General features: G+C 62.2%; 13 protein-coding genes and 1 pseudogene. 7 read left to right on the top strand and 7 right to left on the bottom strand.

Annotation, left to right across the window (positions count from 1 at the left end; genetic code table 11):
• Positions 1–1,353 (bottom strand): caspase family protein (locus tag J6524_RS17200; RefSeq protein ID WP_225672554.1); only part of this gene is annotated, 1,353 nt, incomplete at its 3' end.
• Between the two features lie 238 nt (positions 1,354–1,591).
• Between J6524_RS17200 and J6524_RS17195 the strand changes: the two genes are divergently transcribed.
• Positions 1,592–1,987 carry a hypothetical protein gene (locus tag J6524_RS17195; protein ID WP_225672552.1) on the top strand — a complete coding sequence of 132 codons (396 nt, stop codon included), beginning with the start codon at positions 1,592–1,594 and terminating at the stop codon, positions 1,985–1,987.
• Between the two features lie 2 nt (positions 1,988–1,989).
• Here the strand turns inward: J6524_RS17195 and J6524_RS17190 are convergent, their stop codons facing one another.
• Positions 1,990–3,690: a ShlB/FhaC/HecB family hemolysin secretion/activation protein gene (locus J6524_RS17190; protein ID WP_225672550.1), complete on the bottom strand. Its 1,701-nt coding sequence runs from the start codon at positions 3,688–3,690 to the stop codon at positions 1,990–1,992.
• 223 nt (positions 3,691–3,913) lie between these two features.
• Between J6524_RS17190 and J6524_RS17185 the strand changes: the two genes are divergently transcribed.
• The 4 genes from J6524_RS17185 (at position 3,914) to J6524_RS17170 (ending at position 10,188) form a co-directional block, all read left to right on the top strand.
• Entirely contained in the window at positions 3,914–5,089 is a 1,176-nt protein-coding gene (locus J6524_RS17185; RefSeq protein ID WP_225672548.1) for a FecR family protein, read from the top strand.
• 31 nt (positions 5,090–5,120) lie between these two features.
• A complete protein-coding gene (locus J6524_RS17180) occupies positions 5,121–7,871 on the top strand; it encodes an EAL domain-containing protein (protein WP_225672546.1) in 2,751 nt (916 codons plus the stop codon).
• 172 nt (positions 7,872–8,043) lie between these two features.
• Positions 8,044–9,240, top strand: coding sequence for a GNAT family N-acetyltransferase (locus tag J6524_RS17175; protein ID WP_225672544.1), 1,197 nt, complete (start codon positions 8,044–8,046; stop codon positions 9,238–9,240).
• Positions 9,241–10,188 carry a cupin-like domain-containing protein gene (locus J6524_RS17170; RefSeq protein WP_225672542.1) on the top strand — a complete coding sequence of 316 codons (948 nt, stop codon included), beginning with the start codon at positions 9,241–9,243 and terminating at the stop codon, positions 10,186–10,188.
• Between the two features lie 95 nt (positions 10,189–10,283).
• On the opposite strand, the gene J6524_RS17165 is transcribed toward J6524_RS17170, so the two are convergent.
• Positions 10,284–10,922, bottom strand: a complete 639-nt coding sequence (locus J6524_RS17165; protein WP_225672540.1) for an NIPSNAP family protein — start codon at positions 10,920–10,922, stop codon at positions 10,284–10,286.
• 148 nt (positions 10,923–11,070) lie between these two features.
• Positions 11,071–11,736: a DsbA family oxidoreductase gene (locus J6524_RS17160; RefSeq protein ID WP_225672538.1), complete on the bottom strand. Its 666-nt coding sequence runs from the start codon at positions 11,734–11,736 to the stop codon at positions 11,071–11,073.
• 162 nt (positions 11,737–11,898) lie between these two features.
• On the opposite strand from J6524_RS17160, the gene J6524_RS17155 reads away from it, so the two are divergent.
• Positions 11,899–12,693 carry a thioesterase family protein gene (locus J6524_RS17155; RefSeq protein ID WP_225672536.1) on the top strand — a complete coding sequence of 265 codons (795 nt, stop codon included), beginning with the start codon at positions 11,899–11,901 and terminating at the stop codon, positions 12,691–12,693.
• On the opposite strand, the pseudogene J6524_RS17150 reads toward J6524_RS17155, so the two are convergent.
• The 3 genes and pseudogenes from J6524_RS17150 to J6524_RS17140 all read right to left on the bottom strand — a co-directional run bounded on the left by J6524_RS17150 (position 12,681) and on the right by J6524_RS17140 (position 16,328).
• Positions 12,681–13,502, bottom strand: a pseudogene (locus J6524_RS17150) (helix-turn-helix domain-containing protein). The gene J6524_RS17155 and the pseudogene J6524_RS17150 overlap by 13 nt on opposite strands.
• 121 nt (positions 13,503–13,623) lie before the next feature.
• Complete coding sequence (locus J6524_RS17145; protein ID WP_225672534.1) at positions 13,624–14,442, bottom strand: helix-turn-helix domain-containing protein; 819 nt, start codon at positions 14,440–14,442, stop codon at positions 13,624–13,626.
• A gap of 1,370 nt (positions 14,443–15,812) precedes the next feature.
• A complete protein-coding gene (locus tag J6524_RS17140) occupies positions 15,813–16,328 on the bottom strand; it encodes a hypothetical protein (protein ID WP_051379856.1) in 516 nt (171 codons plus the stop codon).
• 412 nt (positions 16,329–16,740) lie between these two features.
• Between J6524_RS17140 and J6524_RS17135 the strand changes: the two genes are divergently transcribed.
• Positions 16,741–18,285 carry an acyl-CoA dehydrogenase family protein gene (locus tag J6524_RS17135; RefSeq protein ID WP_225672532.1) on the top strand — a complete coding sequence of 515 codons (1,545 nt, stop codon included), beginning with the start codon at positions 16,741–16,743 and terminating at the stop codon, positions 18,283–18,285.
• Positions 18,286–18,871: the final 586 nt, after the last annotated feature.

Genomic DNA, 18,871 nt, shown 5'->3' with positions numbered 1-18,871 from the left:
CGGTGGCGGCGGCTCGTACACCACGCGCGGCGGCGGGCGGCGAACGACCACGACGTCGTCATCATCCTGCTCACGCACGCGCCGCGGCGGCTTGCGATCGACGCGCTTCGGTGTATCAGGCTCGACGCGCCGGACCGGCGCATTCACCTTGATCGGCTGCTGCTGCGGCGGCTGCACGTTGCACGGGCACATCGGCGCGGCGAGCGCAACGTTTTGCGGCAGGGCTGCGTTGGCAGCCGTTACAGCCGGCGTGAAGTCGGGACGGTTACGCAGCCGCTCCTCCAGCTTGCGCGCGGTCGCGCTGAGATCGCTGTCGGGGAATCGCGCCAGGAACGAGCGATATCCAGCCGCAGTGTTGGTGAGCACGGCGTTGTTCCACGCCACCATGCGCCGGTGGCGAACCAGCCAGTCGCGCGCCAGCCGCCCGAGCGTCGTCTGCGGGTAAAGACCGGCAAAGGCTTCATAGGCTTCATCAGTGCCGTCCGCCACGATCAACTCGTTCGCCGCCTCGACCGGCTTGCCGTTCAGATCGCGCGTCCACTCGGCAACCGTCTTCTTGGGAGCGGCGGCAGGCTTCGGTCCGGCGATCGATGCGCCTACGAAGCGGAAATCCTCGGTCAGCGACGAGCTGTCCCACGGCGTCTGCCGCCCTTCGGTGACCTTGTTCACCGCAAGCCGCACCCGCTTGAAGGTCTCCTCGATCGGAATGTTCTGCTCCCGGCCCGCTGCCAGCAGTGCCGTCGTGTACGGGCTGTTGGAGCCGGTGCCGTCCTCGGCCACGGCGCCGGGCGATGTCGAGAACGACAGGAACGTGCCGGGCGCGCCGACCTTGGCATCGACGAGCGCGAGTCCGCTGCCGGCGGACTTGAGCTCCGGGAACGGATTGTTGCGGCAGGCGTCGAGCATCAGGATACGCATTTTGCTCGGCACCGAGGTCAGTGTGTTCAGGATGTCGTTGAGGCGCACCGCCTGCAGCGGGATGTCGGCTTCGCGCTTCGCGTCAATATCAATTGGAATCAGAAAATTCTCGCCGTCGACCTGCAGCCCGTGGCCGGCATAGAACACCAGCGCCACGGTGTCGGCGCCCTTGGCCGCCACCTTGCCGGCGAACGCGCTGACCGCTTCGCGTATCTGATTCTGCGAAAGGTCCGAGGCCGTCGAAACCTCGAAGCCGGAATCGGTCAGCAATTGCGTGACTGCCTTGGCGTCATTGGCCGGGTTGGGCAGCGCCGGCACCGAGCGGTAGGCGGACTGGCCGATCACCAGCGCGAGGCGATTTTCGGCGAAGGCCGGGTGCGCCCCCAGGAGAAGCGCGGCGGGAATCATCAGCTTGAGCAGCGCGTGACGGAACATGATGCCACCTCCCGACAATACAGGCTAAGTCTTGGTCATGGCCTCGAGGCCAAAGGTTCAGGCCGGGCGCGCCATCTGAGGCGCGACGGGGGCGCCATTCGACGGCGATCTTGTCGCAGACCCCGTGTCCTCCGCAGTGATGTGAATCACAGTCGCGGGATCGTTATGTTGACAGGACCACAATGCCCTGTCCGGAACACCAACTCCGCGCTACAAACAACCTCAGATGCGGCGGATCGTGGTTCATATAGCGCTGGTAGCGGGCGCAGCGCTGACGCTTGGGGCGTGCGGTTTCGCCGACGTCCGCGCGCCGGTACCGGATTTCATGCGCGCCAAGGCGCCCGATCCGCCCCCACTCGAACCGCCGCCGGACGTCAAGCGCCTGCTGAAGGAAAAGCTGGACTCCGTATTCATGGCGGCCTCGCAACCGACCAATGTTCGCGTTTCTGGGCCGCGCCCCAACCTCCGTGGACCGGGCTGGACCGCCTGCGTCAAGGCCGAAGTGGTTTCGGTGACCGGCAAGCCGCTGGGCACGCAAACCTATCGAATCGAGATTTCCGAAGGCGTGATCGCGGACCGCCGGCAGACCGAGCCCGAGGATACCTGTACCGGCGAGAGCTACGAGCCGATCTAGCGCTAGAGACAGCGGGTCGCCGCCCGGACCGGGCAGAGTTTCAGCGCGCTCGACAGCGAGAACAGCACTCGTGCCCCGCGGGTGGGATTATCAGGCGCGCGATAGCTGAGTGGCGCGGCGACGCCGATATCGGCCTGCAGCCCGTCGATCATGAAGAAGCGAACGCCACCGCCGGCCGAGGTGAGCGAAAGGCCGTCGCTGAGCCGATAGCCCGAATTCCAGGCGACGCCGCTGTCGACGAAACCGTAGAGCTGGTAGCCGCTCAGATATTGAAGGTTCGTCTTCTGATCGAAGCGCAACTCGGCCGATCCCGCCAGACCATTATCGCCGCTGATCTCCGCGGCGCCATAGCCGCGCCCGAACGCGATGCCGCCGAGATAGAATTGCTGCGAGGTGAACAGCGGACCCGATGCGGTCTGGCCGGCCGCGGCCAGTTTCAGCGACCAGGCATCGGCCAGCGTCTGGTAACGCGTGAACCAGAAATTCATGGCCGAGAATTTGCCGGATGCACCGGGGCGCGACAGATAGTCGTCGTCGCGATGCGAGGCGCCGAGGATATCGAGTCCCTGGCGATAATTCACCGTCAAATAATTTGCGCCGCCGAAATTATCCTGCAGGCGGTAGTCCGACGTCAGGCTCGCGGTGCGGATGCGATCGGCATAAATCGGACTGAAGACATCGTTTTCGTTCGCATTGGTGAAGCCGGCGGCAGCGGTCAGCGTCAGGCTGGCCTTCTGCGATTGCAGCGGAACGATGCTGGCGCGAATCTCGAACGCCTCGGTCTTGATGTTGTCGCTGTAGAGCCGACGGTAATCGCCGGGCCAGACCTCGCTGTAATAGCCCGACGCGCCGATGCGGGCGCCGTCAGTGCCGACGGGCAGCTCGTAGGACAGACGACCGAACGCGAGCTGGCGCGGATCGCCGGGCGTGGTGGAGAGATTGAACACCAGGGAGTCGCCTGCTGTCAGATAGGAGTTGAACGCCGCCGTCCCGTAGCTTTGCCAGGGTCCGACCGCGGACGATCCCAGATTGTCGAGGCCGAACGAGGTGAAGATGTGCCAGGTTTTCACGGAGAGGATCAGGCGGAAATGGCCGGTCGTCGTGCCGATCTCCTCGATCGCAGTGTCCTCGATCCGCACGCCGGGCCGGCCGTTGATCAAGAGCAGTTGCCGTTCGAGCGTCGCAAGGCGCGACGGCCGTTCCACCAGCACGGCAGCGAGCATGGGCCGCACACCGAATTGCTCGGCGCCGTCGCCCTTGAGCATGAGCTCCGTGATGCTGCCCTCGATGACCTGAATGCGAAGCTCGCCGTTCTGGATGTCCTGCGGCGGAACGATCGCCCGGCTGAGATGAAAGCCGGCCGCGCGATAGACGTCGCTGACTGCGCTGGCGATCGTCGCCAGATCGGCCTGCGACACCTTTTTTCCGATATAGGGTTGATAGGCCGTGACCAGCCGGTCCCGCGGTATCGCGACAGCGCCGCTGATCGCGACATGGCGAAGCACAAACAGCCCCTTGGTATCGCCCTGCCCCTCCGTTGCAGTGAATTGCGGCGATGGAAGGCGGGGCCGCCGGTTGCCGCCTTGGCTCGATTGTTGATCCTCGAAGCGCTTTTCGATCTGCCTCGGATCATAGCCGGGCTGGCTCGCATGCTGCGCGTGTGCCGGCGAGCAGGCGATGATCCACAGGACGAGGCCTACCATCAGCAGGCAATCTCGGACATTGGCTGCTGCACGGATACTTCTCCGTACATCTACGGAAAGGAACCGTCGCGCATGCATGGAAGAGCTAGCCATATGATTTTTAATAGAAATTTATGGTGAACGAATGGTTAATAGGTCTGCTGCGATGCGCGGCTTTCGCTCACTCAATATTGAAACATTTCCGATAACCCTTCGGGACAAAGCGGCAATCGGAGAGAGTTTCATGCGTGCGATTCATCACGTCATACGAGCCCTCGCGGCAGCGTTCGTCCTCGCTACGACTTCAGCCGCTTTCGCTGCCGACGGCGGCGACTGGACCGTCAGCAAATTCTCGGGCGAGGTCTGGCTCACCGGCAGCGGCGTGCAGCAGGCATCGCTGAAACAGGAAGACGTCTTGAAGCCGGGCGATACCGTTCGCACCGGCCGTAACGGACGCGTGCTCCTGACGCGCGGCGACGAAGTGATCCTGGTGTCGCCGAATTCCGTGCTCGGCGTCCCCGCGCAAAAGAAGGAAGGACTCGCGACGACAATCGTGCAGCAGGCCGGCTCGATCCTGCTCGACGTCGAAAAGCGCAACGTCAAGCATTTCGAGGTCGAGACGCCTTACCTTGCTGCCGTGGTGAAGGGCACGCAATTTCGCGTCACGGTCAATGCCGGCAAGACCACGGTTGACGTGATCCGTGGCCAGGTCGAAGTCGCAGACTTCAAGACAGGCCAGATTGCGCAAGTGATGGCGGGCCAGCATGCGACAGCCTTTGCCAACGGCAAGGCCGGGCTGTCGCTGGGCGGAACGGGTACGTTCAGTCCAATCGAACACGGCAAGCCGCGCGCACCTTCGATCGAGCGGGTGCCGGTGCCGCGCAATGGTCTGTCCGCGCCGCGCCATGCGGGAAGCGGACAAAATACGCATGCGAGAGCCCACCCCGCCAAGCAGGGCGTCACGCGCATCTCCTCGTCGATCGGCGAAGTCCGGGTGAACTTTCATCGCGTCACTAACGGCCTTGCTCATGGCAATTCGTCTGCGGTCAGCGGAGCGGCGCGGGAAACGTCCGACACTAATACGATCTGGAAGTCATCCAATCCCGGCACGGACACGACCGCTGCCAACAATGGGCAAGGCGAGAATGGCAACGGCAACGGAGCCGTCGCCAGCGCCGCCGGCCGAGCGAACGCAAGCGCGGTGGCGGCCGTCGCCGGTGGCAACGCCAACGGCGGCAATGGCTACAACGGTAGCGGAAACAACGGCAGCGGCAATAACGGTAACGGCAACAGCGGTAGTGGCAACAGCAGTAGCGGTAACAACGGCAGCGACAACGCCGCCAATGGCAGCGGCAATGGAGCTAACGGCAGTGGCCGCGGCAACAGCCATGCCGGCAGTGGCAACGGACGAGGTCGATAGTAACCGAAGGGTTTGCTGTCCCACGAACTAGATGAACCACCAGAATGGTGACCACGTGAAAAGATATCGGTCGCATGTTTTCGCGATGATTGCGTTGGCAATCGTCGTGCTGGGGGGATGGCATAGCGGACTCCGCCATGCATTGGCCGATCTGAGATTCGCCTGGCAATCGCGCCAGGCGAGCGGCGATGTCGTCGTCATTGCGATCGACGCCCCATCAATCGACAAGGTCGGCGTCTGGCCCTGGCCACGCGAGCTCCACTCCGAATTGCTGCGGCAGCTTCAGAAGGCTGATGTGCAGGACATCGCGCTCGATGTCGACTTCTCGACGCCATCGGACGCGGCATCGGACCGCAACTTCGCCGAAGCGCTGGAGAATGCGGGCGGATCGGTCGTGCTGCCTTTCTTCCAGCAGCCCCGCATCGATCGCAAGAATCTTCATGTCAACCGCCCGCTGCAGCAATTTGCCGAGCATTCGTGGCCTGCGCTGGTCAATGTCGAAGTCGGATCGGACGGCCTCGTGCGCCGCTATCCGTTCGGCGAGAAGATCGATGGGAAATTCGTGCCCTCGATGGCGGCGGTGCTCGCCGGACAATATTCCGAAAAACGCGCGCCCTTCCTGATCGACTTCAGCATTCGCACCACGGGGATTCCCAAAGTATCCTATGTCGACGTATTGCGTGGCGATGAGGCGACGCTGCGAAGGCTGACCGGCAAGAAGATGGTCGTAGGCGGCACCGCGCTCGAACTCGGCGATCGCTTCAGTGTCCCGAACGGCGTCATCCTGTCCGGCCCAGTGCTGCAAGCTGTTGCGACCGAGTCGCTGCTGCAGAACCGCGCGCTGCAATGGACCTCGGGCGTCGTCACGGCTGTCGGCCTGGCGCTGCTCGCTCTCGTCATGCTGGCAACATGGCGCCGTCTATCCGCCGGCGAACGGGTGGCGCTACTCCTGTCCATGGCTGTCGCGGCAGAGGCCGGCGCATTCCTGCTGCAGGCCATATTCCCGCTCATTCTGGACACCGCCCTGCTCCACATCGCCGTCGTCATCTACATAGCCGCCATCGCGCTCGACGAAATCGACGTCCGTAATCTGCTCGGACGGGTCGCCGAAAGCCGCTTCCAGCGGGTCGCGATGTCGCTGGGCGATGGGCTGATCTGCACGGATTCCCGCTACATGATCACGGTCTGGAATCCCGGCGCGACGGCAATTTTCGGCTACCAGCCCGCAGAAATGATCGGCCGCCCCTTCGACGAGATCTGCGCCCGCAATGAAACGGTCGCAACCTCCGCCTTCTCGATCAAGAACGCTGCCGAACTTGCAGCCGGAACCGTGATCGAATTCGACGGACGCCGCCGCAACGGCGAAGTATTTCCGGTTGAAGCCAGCTTCTCCGGCTGGCAGGGCACCGACGGATTCCAGTTTGGCGCGATCCTGCGCGACATCTCGGTGCGCAAGCGCGAAGCGGCGAGGATAAAATATCTGGCGGAACACGACACGCTGACAGGGCTCATCAACCGAAACACGCTTCACGCCGAACTCGAAGCAAAAATGTCCGCGACCGAAGCAAACGGCTGCAAGGTGGCGCTGCTGGTGATCGGTATCGACGGCTTCCAACAGATCAACGACATGCTCGGCAACACGTGTGGCGATCTCGTGCTTCGCGCCATTTCACAGCGACTGACGGCGGCTATTCCAACGGCGGGTCTGCTCGCGCGCTTGAGCGGAGACGAGTTCGCCATCGCTATCGCAACTAGCGATATCGGAGAAGATCTCGGCCGTTTTGCCGGACACATCGGCGACAGCTTCGACGCACCGCTGCTGGCCGGAAACCGTCACCTTCGCGTCAAGGTCAGCATCGGAGCCGCCGTTTGCCCGGGCGATGGGCGATCGGCCGACGAACTCCTCAGCAACGCTCATCTGGCGCTGAGCCGTGCCAAAGCCACCAATCGCGGCGGCTATGTGCTGTTCGAGGACTCCATCCGCCGCGAACTGGAAAAGCGCCTGACACTGGAAGCAGAGCTGGCGCTGGCCGCAGATCGCAATGAGTTCGAACTGTTCTACCAGCCGCAAATGCATCTGGCCGACGGCCGCCTGATCGGCGCCGAAGCCCTGATCCGCTGGCGTCATCCGGAGCGGGGCCTGGTCTCGCCTGGTGAATTCATGCCGGTCGTCAATACCTCTCCGATTTCCGAGCGGATTGCCGACTGGGTACTGCAAACCGCCTGCGCTACGGGCGCTGCCTGGGAACGTGCGGGACACAAGCTCCGCATCGGTGTCAACCTCTCGCCCACCCAAATGGAGTCGGGTGGCCTCGCCATCTCGGTCGCGCACGCGCTTGCGAACACCGGTTTGAGTCCAACGAGCCTTGAGCTCGAGGTCACCGAAGACATCCTGCTCCACGATGAGCAGGGCGCGCTGAATACGTTCCGCGAGATTCAGGAGCTTGGCGTTCGCCTCGTCTTCGACGATTTCGGCACCGGCTTTGCCAGCCTCAGCTATCTGAAGAAATTCCCGCTCGACGGGCTGAAGATCGACCGCTCCTTCGTCCTGGGTGTGCTGATCGATCCCGACGACGCGGCGATTGTCAGTTCGACGATCGGCCTTTCCAAGCAACTGGGCCTCTCCGTCATCGCCGAAGGCATCGAGGACCAGGCCACCGCCGACTTCCTGGCCCGCATGGGCTGCGAAGAAGGCCAGGGCTATTGCTTCGGCCGGCCAATGCCGGCCAGCGAGTTCGAAGCCAAATTCCTGACTTCTCCGGCAACTGCCGAGGTGGCGTGATGGCCGCGCGGCCTGCTCAGGCTAAACGATCCCTTAACGCGACCGCTCAAATCCGAGCGTCGCAACAACGCTATTGTCCATTTCTTTCCTCTAGCTTGCCCCCGTGAACGCGATGGCCACGCGCCCTCACAGCGTCGTCGGCCGGATAAATCGCGAACTGGGAATAGGGGAAGTGGCTGACATAGCCGAAACATCGACGGCGCGTCGTGCATCGAGCACGGATGCAAATGCGCGTGTCCCGGGCTCCGGAGCGGCGGTGATGCCGCTTGCCGGCGTCTCCGTAGCGCAGTGGCGCGCGCTTTCCGAGCGCGCCGCCGAGCCGAATGGCTACTACCTGCCCGAATGGGAATTGGCAGTGAACGCGTCGGCGCGCGGTCGCGCCGATGCGGCCGCACTCGGCGCCTGGCGTGATCCATCCCACCTGATCGGGCTGGTGCCCGTGATCTCGATGTGGCGCGCCTACAAGATTCCCCTGCCCGCCTTGGTCAGCGCGGATCCCTACGGCACACTTTGCACGCCGCTGCTCGACGCTGATATGGCAGAGGAAGCCGTGACGAGCATCCTGCGTCGCGCCCGGCGGGCCGGCGCGCATGCGCTGATTTTCCGCGCCACCTCGCTTGATGGTCCGGCCATGAAAGCCTTCACCGACGTGCTGCGTCGCGGCCGCATGCAGCCACTGGTGCTGCAATCCCATGTCCGCGCCTGCCTCGATGCCACCGGTAATGCCGACGATGTGCTGCGCGAGGCGCTGGGCACAAAGAAGCTGAAAGAACTGCGCCGTCAGCGCAATCGCCTCGCAGAGCATGGCGCCGTCCATTTCGAGGTGGCGCGTACACCCGCTGAAACGGCGACCGCCATCGAAACATTCCTGAAGTTGGAGGCAAGCGGCTGGAAAGGCCAGCGCGGCACGGCGCTCGGCCAGGATGAGGGCGACGCGGCCTTCATCCGGCGCGCGGTCGCTGCATTGGCCGGGACCGCCCAGTGCGAGATCGTGACCTTGCGCGCCGGCGAGACGCCGGTGGCATCAGCGATCGTGCTGCATCACCACGACCGCGCCTTCTATTTCAAACTCGGCGTCGACGAGCGCTTCGCGAAGTATTCGCCGGGCGTGCAGCTGACGCTGGATCTGACCCGGCATCTCTGCGCCGACCCTGATATCTCGACGGTGGATTCCACCGCGAGCCCCGACCATCCCATGATCAATCCGATCTGGCGCGGACGCCTGGCGATCGGCGACGTCCTGATCCCGCTGCGGCGGAACGATCCCGTGGTGTCGCTGATCCGCGGCGCGCTCGGCCTGCGCGGCGCCATTCGCGAGCCGGCGCGCCGCATCGTTCATTTCATCAGAGCACGGCAGGAAAAATCCTAGATGAATACGCTCACAGCCATTGCGCCCGTGATTACCGCCGAGCATGACGCGCTTCGCCGCGATTTTCCGCTAAAGCCGTTCGCGATCCGTCACAAGCTCGCTGGCCATCCGTTGCTGACGCTGCCGCGCATCGCGCAACTCGCCTCCGAATTGCCGCGCGACCTGATCGAATACAATTCCGGCAAGGTCGCGATCAGCCAGGATCCGGATGCGATCCCGACCGTCGATCTCGATCCCATCGAGATCGTGAGGAGCATCGAAACCGCCGGAGCCTGGATGGTGCTCAAGCGCGTCGAGAATTCACAGGAGTATCGTCGTCTGCTGGAGGACACGCTGCTGTCGGTCGCCCGCGCACGCGGCTTCAACAGCTTGGCTGATGCCGGCTTCGAACAGGTGGAGGGCTTCCTGTTCGTATCCTCGCCGAACTCGACCACACCGTTCCATCTCGACAGCGAAGACAATTTTTTCGTGCACATCCACGGCGAAAAATTCTTCACGATTTTCGACAACACCGACCGTTCGATCGTCTCCGACGATGAGATCGAGCGCTCGATGACCAAGCATCGCAATTTGAAATACGACGAGAGCATCGCGCCGCGGGGCACGGAATTCCACCTGTTCGCGGGCGACGGCTGCTACGTGCCGTATCAGTGGCCGCACTGGGTGCGCACCGCAGGCTCATATTCGATCTCGATGGCGATCACCTGGAAGACGCGCGAAGTGCGGCGGATGAATGATCTCCACTTCTTCAATTCGATGCTGCGCGGCATCGGCCTGCCGCAGCAACCGCCGGGCAAGCGGCCAATGCTCGATGCGCTCAAGCTTGGGTTCTATCGCACGGTGACGACGGCCATCAAGCCGCTGCGCGCCTCGATGGCGATGCGCCGCGTGCTGCGGCGGATCGCGCTTGGCAAACGGGCGAATTACTACTTGAAGGGCGCGGCTTAGTTTGTAGCCCGGATGAGCTGCAGCGACATCCGGGGACGCTGGCCGTGTGAATCCCGGATATCGCTTCGCTCATCCGGGCTGCAATTCCCCCGCACTCACTGCAGCGGCGAGTGTGGCGCCGGCAGCATGATGGTCGAGTGCATCTCCTCGAGAAAGCCCGGCCCCTTGCCGAGGAATTCCTGCCAGGCCGGATCCTTCATCGCATTGCCGCGCGCCTCACTACGTGCGTTGAGGCTGGGATAGGCCCAGATGTGGCAGGCCTCGTTCGGTTGCCCCGCTTCCGTCGTCCAGAGGCCGACGATCTTCGAGTACTTCTCACGCTCCGGCAGCACGCCGGTAAACGCATCGAGCCACTGCTTAAGGCCGCCCGCCGCCTTGGCGCGGTAGTTGCGGAGTTCGTAGACATTGCCCGTCGAGGCCGGAGCAATCGGCGGCCGCACCGCGTTCATCAGGCGGATGTCCTGACGAACCAGCAAGGGACGGATCAGCGGTACGTACTCAGTTGTCCAGCGCGGATTCTTGGCGAGCTCCGCGCGTAACCGCGCGCGCTCGTCGAAGCTATCATAGCTCCACATGTGGAGGACCTGGTTGAGCGGTCCGATCTCGGTGAACCAGTAGCCTTCGAGCTTGCCGTAATCGTCCTTGCGGATCTCACGCGACACGGTGCTTGCGGCCTTGATCATGTCGCCAAGCGTGCCGGGCTTTACGGTGTAGGTTCGCAGTTCGTAGATCATGACGCCTCCCCAGATGCTGTTGTTCATTGTTGGGGCGACGCTCACTATCAAACGCGACATTGCGCTGTCTGGAGAGAGGCCCCTCACCCCAACCCTCTAAGAGCGAGCTTTCGCTCGTCCCGACCCCGCAAGAGGGACGAGGGAGAAGTTACTCCGCTGCCTGCGCGTTGATTTCAGCAGATACTTGGCGGATGGCGCGGGCGAGCTGCTCGGCAGGCTGTGCGCCCGACACTGCGTATTTCTGCGCGAACACGAAGGTGGGGACGCCGGAGATGCCCTTGTCGGAGGCTTCCTGCGCCTGGCTCGAGACCAGCGCGACATCTTCATCGGTGGCGAGGCGCTTGCGGATATCATCGGCGTCGAGTCCGATATCGGCCGCGGCCTGCACCAGCACGTTGACGTCGGTGAGATCACCGCCATCGCGAAAGTACAATTCCATCAGGCGCTGCTTCATCTCGGCAGCCTTGCCCTGGGCGTTCGCCCAGTGAATCAGGCGGTGACAATCGATCGTATTGGGCTGGCGCTTCACCAGCTCGGGCCGGTAGGTCAGGCCCTCCTCGCCCGCAGCCGCCACCACGCGGCCGGCTATGTCCTTGTAGGCCTCCACCGAGCCGAACTTGGCGGTGAGATATTCGTCGCGGCTGATGCCCTCGCGCGGCACCCAGGAATTGAGGAAGAACGGCCGCCAGCGCACCTCGACGGGCACGTCAGGCACCAGCGCAAGCGCATTCTCGATCCGGCGCTTGCCGATGTAGCACCAGGGGCAGACCACGTCGGAGACGATGTCGATCTTGAGGGGCTTTAGGGTGCTCATCGGGAGGTCCTCGCTGAATGATGGCCGGAAGGTAGTCCGATCCAACGGGGAGACAAGGGCGATATCAGCATGTCTCGTATCACTTCACCTCCGCGGTTATTGTGGGGCACGGCCGGCCTTTCTAGAACTCCGGGCATCGATTTGAACCGCGGAGCCCATGCAATGACCGCCATTTTCAAGCCCGAAGGCCCCCTGTTCCGTGCGACCGAGCATGCCGGCGGGCCCTGGTCGCCGGATATGCTGCAGGGCAGCGCGACCACAGCGCTAATGACGCGCGAGGTCGAGCGTCTTGCCAAGGCTTCCGGCTTTGCGGTGCGCCGCCTCACCTTCGACCTCTGGCGCCCGGCCGGTCTGCGCGCCTTCGGCCTTGCAACCGACATGCTGCGCGATGGCCGCAAGGCGAAGACGATGCAGGTCCGGCTACTGGACGGCGACGTCGAGATCGGTCGCTGCACGGCGCTGTTGACGGCGCAAGGCGGCGAGTCTCCGTCCGATCCCTTCTCGAAGGATGGCGCTGACGCGGCGCCGGAGACCGGCACGCCGCCACCGGCCTTTGCGCAGAGGTGGAGCCGCTATTTCCAGAACGTCTCGGTACGGCTGATCGAAGGCGCGCTGGAGAAGCCCGGTCCCGCGGCGGCGTGGATGCGGCTCGACGTGCCCATGGTCGAGGGCGAGAACAATACACCACTGTTGCAGGCGGTGCAGGCAGCGGATTTTGCCAGCGGCGTCGGGCAGATCGTCGACATGCGGGAATGGACCTTCATCAATCCCGAGATCAGTCTGTACTTCTTCCGTCCGCCGGAGGGCGACTGGATCCTGATCCGCTCGCGCACCCGCGCCGGCGCGCATGGCGCGGGCCTGACCATGGCGACACTAAGCGACCGCAAGGGCCCCGTTGCCGAGGTGCTGCAGGCCATGACCTTCGAGCGGCGCGCGGCGCAGGCTCAGGCGTCCTGAGCGGCGAGCGCGGTAAGCGCCGCCTCGGAGGCGGCGTCCGCCGGCATGAACATCTCCACGCGCAATTCCTGCAGCGTGACGTCCTGCGGCGTACCCAATGTCAGCACCGCGCCGATCAGGCCGATGCTGACGTCATCCTTTCTCAGCCGCACCTCGCAGAGCGGGCCCGGCGTATCGGTCTCGTTGAGTTGCGGCGCCGGCATGTCAGGCAGCTTCAACAGTTCGCGCCATGTCGATTGCAGCGCCAGATCGAGTGGCGCGGCCATCGCCTCGTGGCGGGCACGCGCCAGCAATGCTGCCGCGACATCCGGCTAGTCCACCACGAACGGGCGCAATTCATCAGGCGCCAGAAACATCCGCATGTGATTGAGCGGCCCCGTCATCCGCTCTTCGCCAAGCAGCATCGTCATCAGCCGCGCGGCGGCGCGGTTGGCCTGCATCACATTCCAGCGCCGGTCAGTGACGATGGCCGGAAACGGTTCGTGCCGGCGCAACAGTAGGTCGATCGCGCGTTTGGCGTCGGCGACTTCGGGCGCGGAGAGATCGCGCTCGCCATATTGCCGGGCGAACCCGCCGGCCTCCAGGAGCGCATTGCGGTCACGCAAGGAAAGACCGAGCGCGGCAGCGAGTTGCAGCAGGATGTCGCGGCTGCCCGCGGCCTTGCCAGTTTCGACATAGCTCAGATGCTTGATCGAGATGCCGGCCTCGAACGCGAGGTCGGCCTGGCTCATGGCGCGGCGGTTGCGCCAGCCGCGCAGGAGATCGCCGACCGGATTGATCGACGGCGGTGCATGTTGGCGAGAGTCCATGCGGTGATTATGCGAAGGGAGCGCGGCGGTGTAAACCGCGCGTGTAGGATCGGTAGAGCGCAGCGAAACCCATCAACCTTGCCGGCCCCTGAATGATGGGTATCGCTTCGCTCCACCCATCCTACAAAACTGCTGCTATCTGCCGCATCCGTTCGGCGGTCAGATCGTCCGCGGGAAAGAAGGTCTCCAGCGCCAGCTCCTGCAGCGTGACATCGACAGGCGTGCCGAACACCATGGTGGTCGAGATGAAGCTCAGCACCTCGTCATTGCGGCGCAGCTTAAAGGGGATCGCGACATTGTCCGCCGAGATCGGGCCAGAGCGCGCCGGCATCCGATAGGCCTTCAGCTCCTGATAGAGCTTGAGCAGTTCGGAATCGGCCGTCGCCTCGCATTGCCGATGCAGCCGCTCTAACAGATGCGCGCTCCATTCGGCGAGATTGACCGTGCGCGGCGCCAGTCCTTCGGGGTGGAAGGCCAGTCTCAGGATGTTGAGGGGCTGTCCAAGCAGATGCGGCGGAATGCCATCGAGCAGCGGCGCCACCATGCGGTTGGCTGTTACCAAATTCCAGTGCCGGTCATAGGCCAGCGCCGGGTTGGGCTCATGCGCCTTCAGCACCAGATCAATCGCCTGCCGCGCCGACTTCAGCGCGGGATCATCCAGCGAGCGTTGCGGGAAGGCCGGCGCAAAACCGGCGGCGACCAGGAGCACGTTGCGTTCACGCAAGGGAACCTCCAATCGCTCGGCGAGCTTGAGCACCATTTCACGCGACGGCGCGGCGCGGCCGGTCTCGACAAAACTGAGGTGACGCGCGGATATCTCGGCATCCCCCGCCAGATCGAGCTGGCTCAAGTGGCGGCGCTGACGCCATTCGCGCAGGTGATCGCCAATGTGGAGGGGTCTGGTTCGTTCGGCTCGCGCCGTGGCAGCATGTGCGTTCATGGTGGAAAACCTACCATGCGAATTTCATCCATTCCATTACGTCCGAGGTAATCGATTTTGACGCCTAACCGCTTGAACTCGCATGAATTTCTTTTTCTTTCTCCTGACCGATACCAACACAAATACCAACATCCCGAACTCAAACAAAAAATGCTGGCGAGCCGATATTGGCGAGCCTTACCCCATGTTCGTCCAGTCCTGAGTTCGAAAGTGATCCAGCAAGTGCGCGAGAAGTTCGTCTGCGTAACCTGCCAAGCTATCACCGAACACGCCGGACCCTCGACCCGATTGCACGTGGACGTGCGGGGCCGAAGCTGTTCGCCCATATGAGTGCTGAGACCGGCGCGCAGGCGGTGCGGAGTAAGTCGCCGCCGACCAGGTAAAATGCCTTGCCGAAGCCTGTCCTTCGCTTCGGACAGACGACGATGGAATGTGGCTCCTTGCGAGAAGTTCGATCATTCCCGGCTTGGCGCGGTAGCCAGGTTTCTCGCTGCGCTTCCGTACAGGTCAGGAGTGGGCCCGCCCGCGTGGGCTTCTGCGCTGCAGCTGGTCCACCTAGGCGGACCGGACCGCGGCACACCAATTTCGAAGACGGTTCGATCTGCGCCTCTCACCCGCCGATAGGGTATGGTTTGACGGCGGCGATCTCAGGACGCTGCTGGATCTCTCCAGCGCCTGGACGCTGCGCCACCTGTACCTTGAAGTTTTTGGCGAGAATGGCTGGGAAAGCAATATGCTCCTGTCGGCGCGGATCCTCGAATACAAGCAGCCTACTACGGTGCGTCGAGTGCAATAACGATGAGCTGTGAGTTGCGGCGCGGAAACTCGGAAGACGCGGACTGTTGCAAGTCTTCGGACTTGCAATGGGATTTCAGCCAATCGCGTCGATCTTCCCGGACCAAGTGCCAGGCGGGTTTTCGAATCGCAAGCCGCCTCTCTCCGTCCTGGAGTTCGTCGAAGGCCGATTTGGGCTTCCGCGAATAAGAGACGTCCATATTCACGTCAGGCATCTCTAGGTCGCGCCTGGGGAACGGAACGCGGCGGAAACTCAGACCTATGGCAGTTCGGATTACTTGTCTGGTGTTAGGAGCGCGGAACGCGGGACACGCATAGGATTCGTCCTGAGCAGGCTGACGTTTAAGCAGCGGCCGCCCGGCGATCCGAAGGCTGCAGGGCTGGGCGATCTCGGTGCTGCAAGAAGCCGGCGAAATCCGCGGCAGCGGCGATCCGCACGCCCGAAAGGGCAAAAAAATCGACTCCCTCTCAATGGCTTGGACAGTTCTTTCACGACGACCAGGCAAAATGCGAACCTGATCGGATTTCTCGAAGGGTGTCCGCTATGGCACCAGAAGCGCCTTGAAGTGGCCCTGCTAAAGCATCCCGTTCTTCTGCGGGCTGGTGCGGCGGCGGTCTGGCGCTTTGTTCAGTAGGCCGGCAAGCCGCAGACCTTCCAGGATGCCTTCCAGCCGCTGCACACGGATCATCGAAGCAACCATTGAAACGGCGTCCTGCTGTTGGATCGTGAAGTGCACTTCCGGAAATTGCTCAGACATCGCCTCCAAGAATGTCTGCGGGTTGGTAACGTGATCTCGGACCGCATGCGCCGCTTCCTCCGCGAGGTAGGTCGCCAAATCGCCGTCGACGAACCCGACGAAATTGAAGTCATAGCGGGTACGGTCCTTGATCGATTGCCGAATCAGCTCGCTTTGGTGTTTTGCCTCAACGAAGAGCATAAAGACCGCATCAGGCAGGTTGTCGCGCGGCACGTTCTTCAAATCAGCGATTCGGGCGTAGATATCCTTCCCTGCCCCCTCGTTCCGCTCGAATCGGGCTTGAACCTCCTGGGTCTCGTGCTTCCGCAGCATTTTCTTCTTCTTTCCGAACATCGCACATCCTCCTAGACTAGGCCGCGAAGCGCCTCCAAAAGCGAAGGTGCTTGCGTTTCGGTGCAGCCTCTCAAGCGAGCATCGTCTCACTCTGCGGGCCATGGGAGCATGACGGACCTTTTCCTAGGCTCACTTTGGGACGAATCACCACTCAATGACTCTGCGTGATTCTTGAGGAGAATGGAGGTCACTGACTACAACGAGAGTTTTCCTCTGAGAGGTCATATAGACAAGATGCATCTTGATGCGAGCCCGCGCAGCCCTCGCGATAATCCCGATCAGGGGCAACCTGCTTATAATACGCTCGCATCCCCGTATACCAATGTGTACTCGAGCTAGCCACCGGGATGATTGGCACCAAGCGCGGACGCAATCATTATAGCCTTATATTGTCCAGACAATTCGAGGGGCTATGAAGAGTCAAATCTACTCCCTGTTTGGGGAGGCGCAGGAACGCACAGCTGAAGGTGGTGCACCTACGCTATATTCCAGTTTGATCGATGACCTGGGTCAGTTGAATTTCGCAGACGCGGATGACCGTCGAGCATTCCCTCCGACCCTACACAGCACATTAGTAAGGCATGGACTGTTCGGGCTCACTACACCAGCAGAGCACGGCGGATTAGCTCTTCCCTTGCAAGAGGCCATCGACCTCATCTCCGCCACTGCATCCTTCGATGTCTCGGCTGCCTCTACCCTCGTCATCCATAACTTCCTGGCCTTGCCCTGCATCGAAGCGGCACCGCACATCCCTGAACAAAGGCATGTCATGTGGGGTGCAACACGCGGCGACCTTTGCGCTTTCGCTTTGACGGAGCCTGGAGCTGGCTCTGCCCCGCGGCATATACAGGCTTCGGCTTTCATGCACGAAGATAGAGTTCGCATCTCTGGCCGCAAAATTTGGATCGGCCTCGCTGACTGGGCTCGTTGGATCGTTTGCTTTGCGCGAGCCTCCGGTCCCGATGCGAAAGGTCGGTTCGTTTGTGTACTAGTTGATAGGCAGGCTCCAGGCCTAAAGGTCACGCACGAGCATCGCACACTTGGTCTACGTGGCATTATTCAAAATACTCTAGAGTTCCAGGATGTCGAGGTGCCGAGTGCTTACGTACTCTCTCGCGATCAAGACGGCTGGGGAGCAGCAGCATCTAGTATGAACCGCGGGCGTATCGGTGTGGCTGCTATGGGTCTTGGAGCCCTTGAGCGCGCTATCCAGGTTGCAGCCTCATATGCAAGCTATCGTCGACTAGGTAAGCTGCGCATGATTGAGAACAGCTATATCGAGCAGTTATTTGAGCAGATGGTACTTCGGCGGGAAGTCGTGAAGGCAATGCTGGGCGCATCCTGCCGACTTGTCTCAGCGCAGGGCGCGCCGAACGTCCACCTTGCGTCGGCAACGAAGGTTTTGTCGTCAGAGTGGTGCGGCCTCGTCGCTGATCAATGCGTCCAACTGTTAGGTGGCCGTGGTTACGACGAGAGAACGCCTGTAGCTAAAATCTATCGAGACGCTCGCATTCTCCGCATCTTCGAGGGTCCGACTGAGACCCTCCTATCGCATCTCGGCCGCTGCCTTCTCTCTAGAGCCACACGTGACGAAATAGCCGATCTTTTTCTGTCTCTTGGTGCGGCGGCAGTCCATGCTGCTGCAATTGAGGAACTCTCTGGGCTCAATGAGACAGACGGTGCCGTGCTAATCTATGCAGGTTGGCTCACCACACTAGGACTGGCACAAGCTGTCATGTCTTCTGGTTGCTTCTCCGCCTCAGATTGTGCCGCAGCCGCGGCTGACCTAGTCAGTTCCGAATTAGCAACTCTCCGCACTCGCGCGCCGGCACGGCCATCTTTCGAACGCCGCACTAACGCTAGCCGGACTCTGAATACCTTTCTTCAAGACGCAGCTTCTTCCATCCGCTCACCTGTCCTCACAGACGATTACCTCAAATTGGTTCAGTATGTCTGACACCTAGTGTCCCGAGTCACAAGTTCGCAATCGTAGATTCGCATCGCTGTGCCAGAGATGACGGCTGCAACAGCGACGGAGGATCTGATGTCGGCCCCTGCGCGCGGCAGTCCTCGGCTTTGGCGCGGTAATAGGCTGAATTATTTCGAGTCTTATTCCGCTCAGTGCGTGAGAGTCCACGTCGTGTGCGACCGTTGGGCGTGCCGCGCCGGGGCGGTGCTTCCTCTCGGTCGACCAGGGATTGCGCGTTGAAGTTCGATCAGCAAAAGAGGTCGCACATCAGAAGGCATCTCAGTGAACTGCTGGATACCTGAGAGTGGCGCCTTCATCAGGCTCCAGGGTCTTCGGTTGAACCGAGCACCGTAGCTGTGCGAGCCTCAGCCATTCATCGGAACGCCGCAGCAGTCGCTGTTTGTCGATCGGACCAGCCGTCTTTGCAGCTTGCTGCCGACATTGCTCTGCTCGCGCGCGGAGAATTTCTGCACGATCAGCCATGGCAACCTCGTACCCTTGATAGCCCGAAGGCCGCTTAGCCTACTAGCAACATAGCGCGCCTAATCAGTTCGCCTTGATCTACATCACTCGC

This window comes from Bradyrhizobium hereditatis (assembly GCF_020329435.1).
Taxonomy (GTDB): Bacteria; Pseudomonadota; Alphaproteobacteria; order Rhizobiales; family Xanthobacteraceae; genus Bradyrhizobium; species Bradyrhizobium hereditatis.
This window is presented reverse-complemented; position numbering and strand designations above follow the sequence as displayed.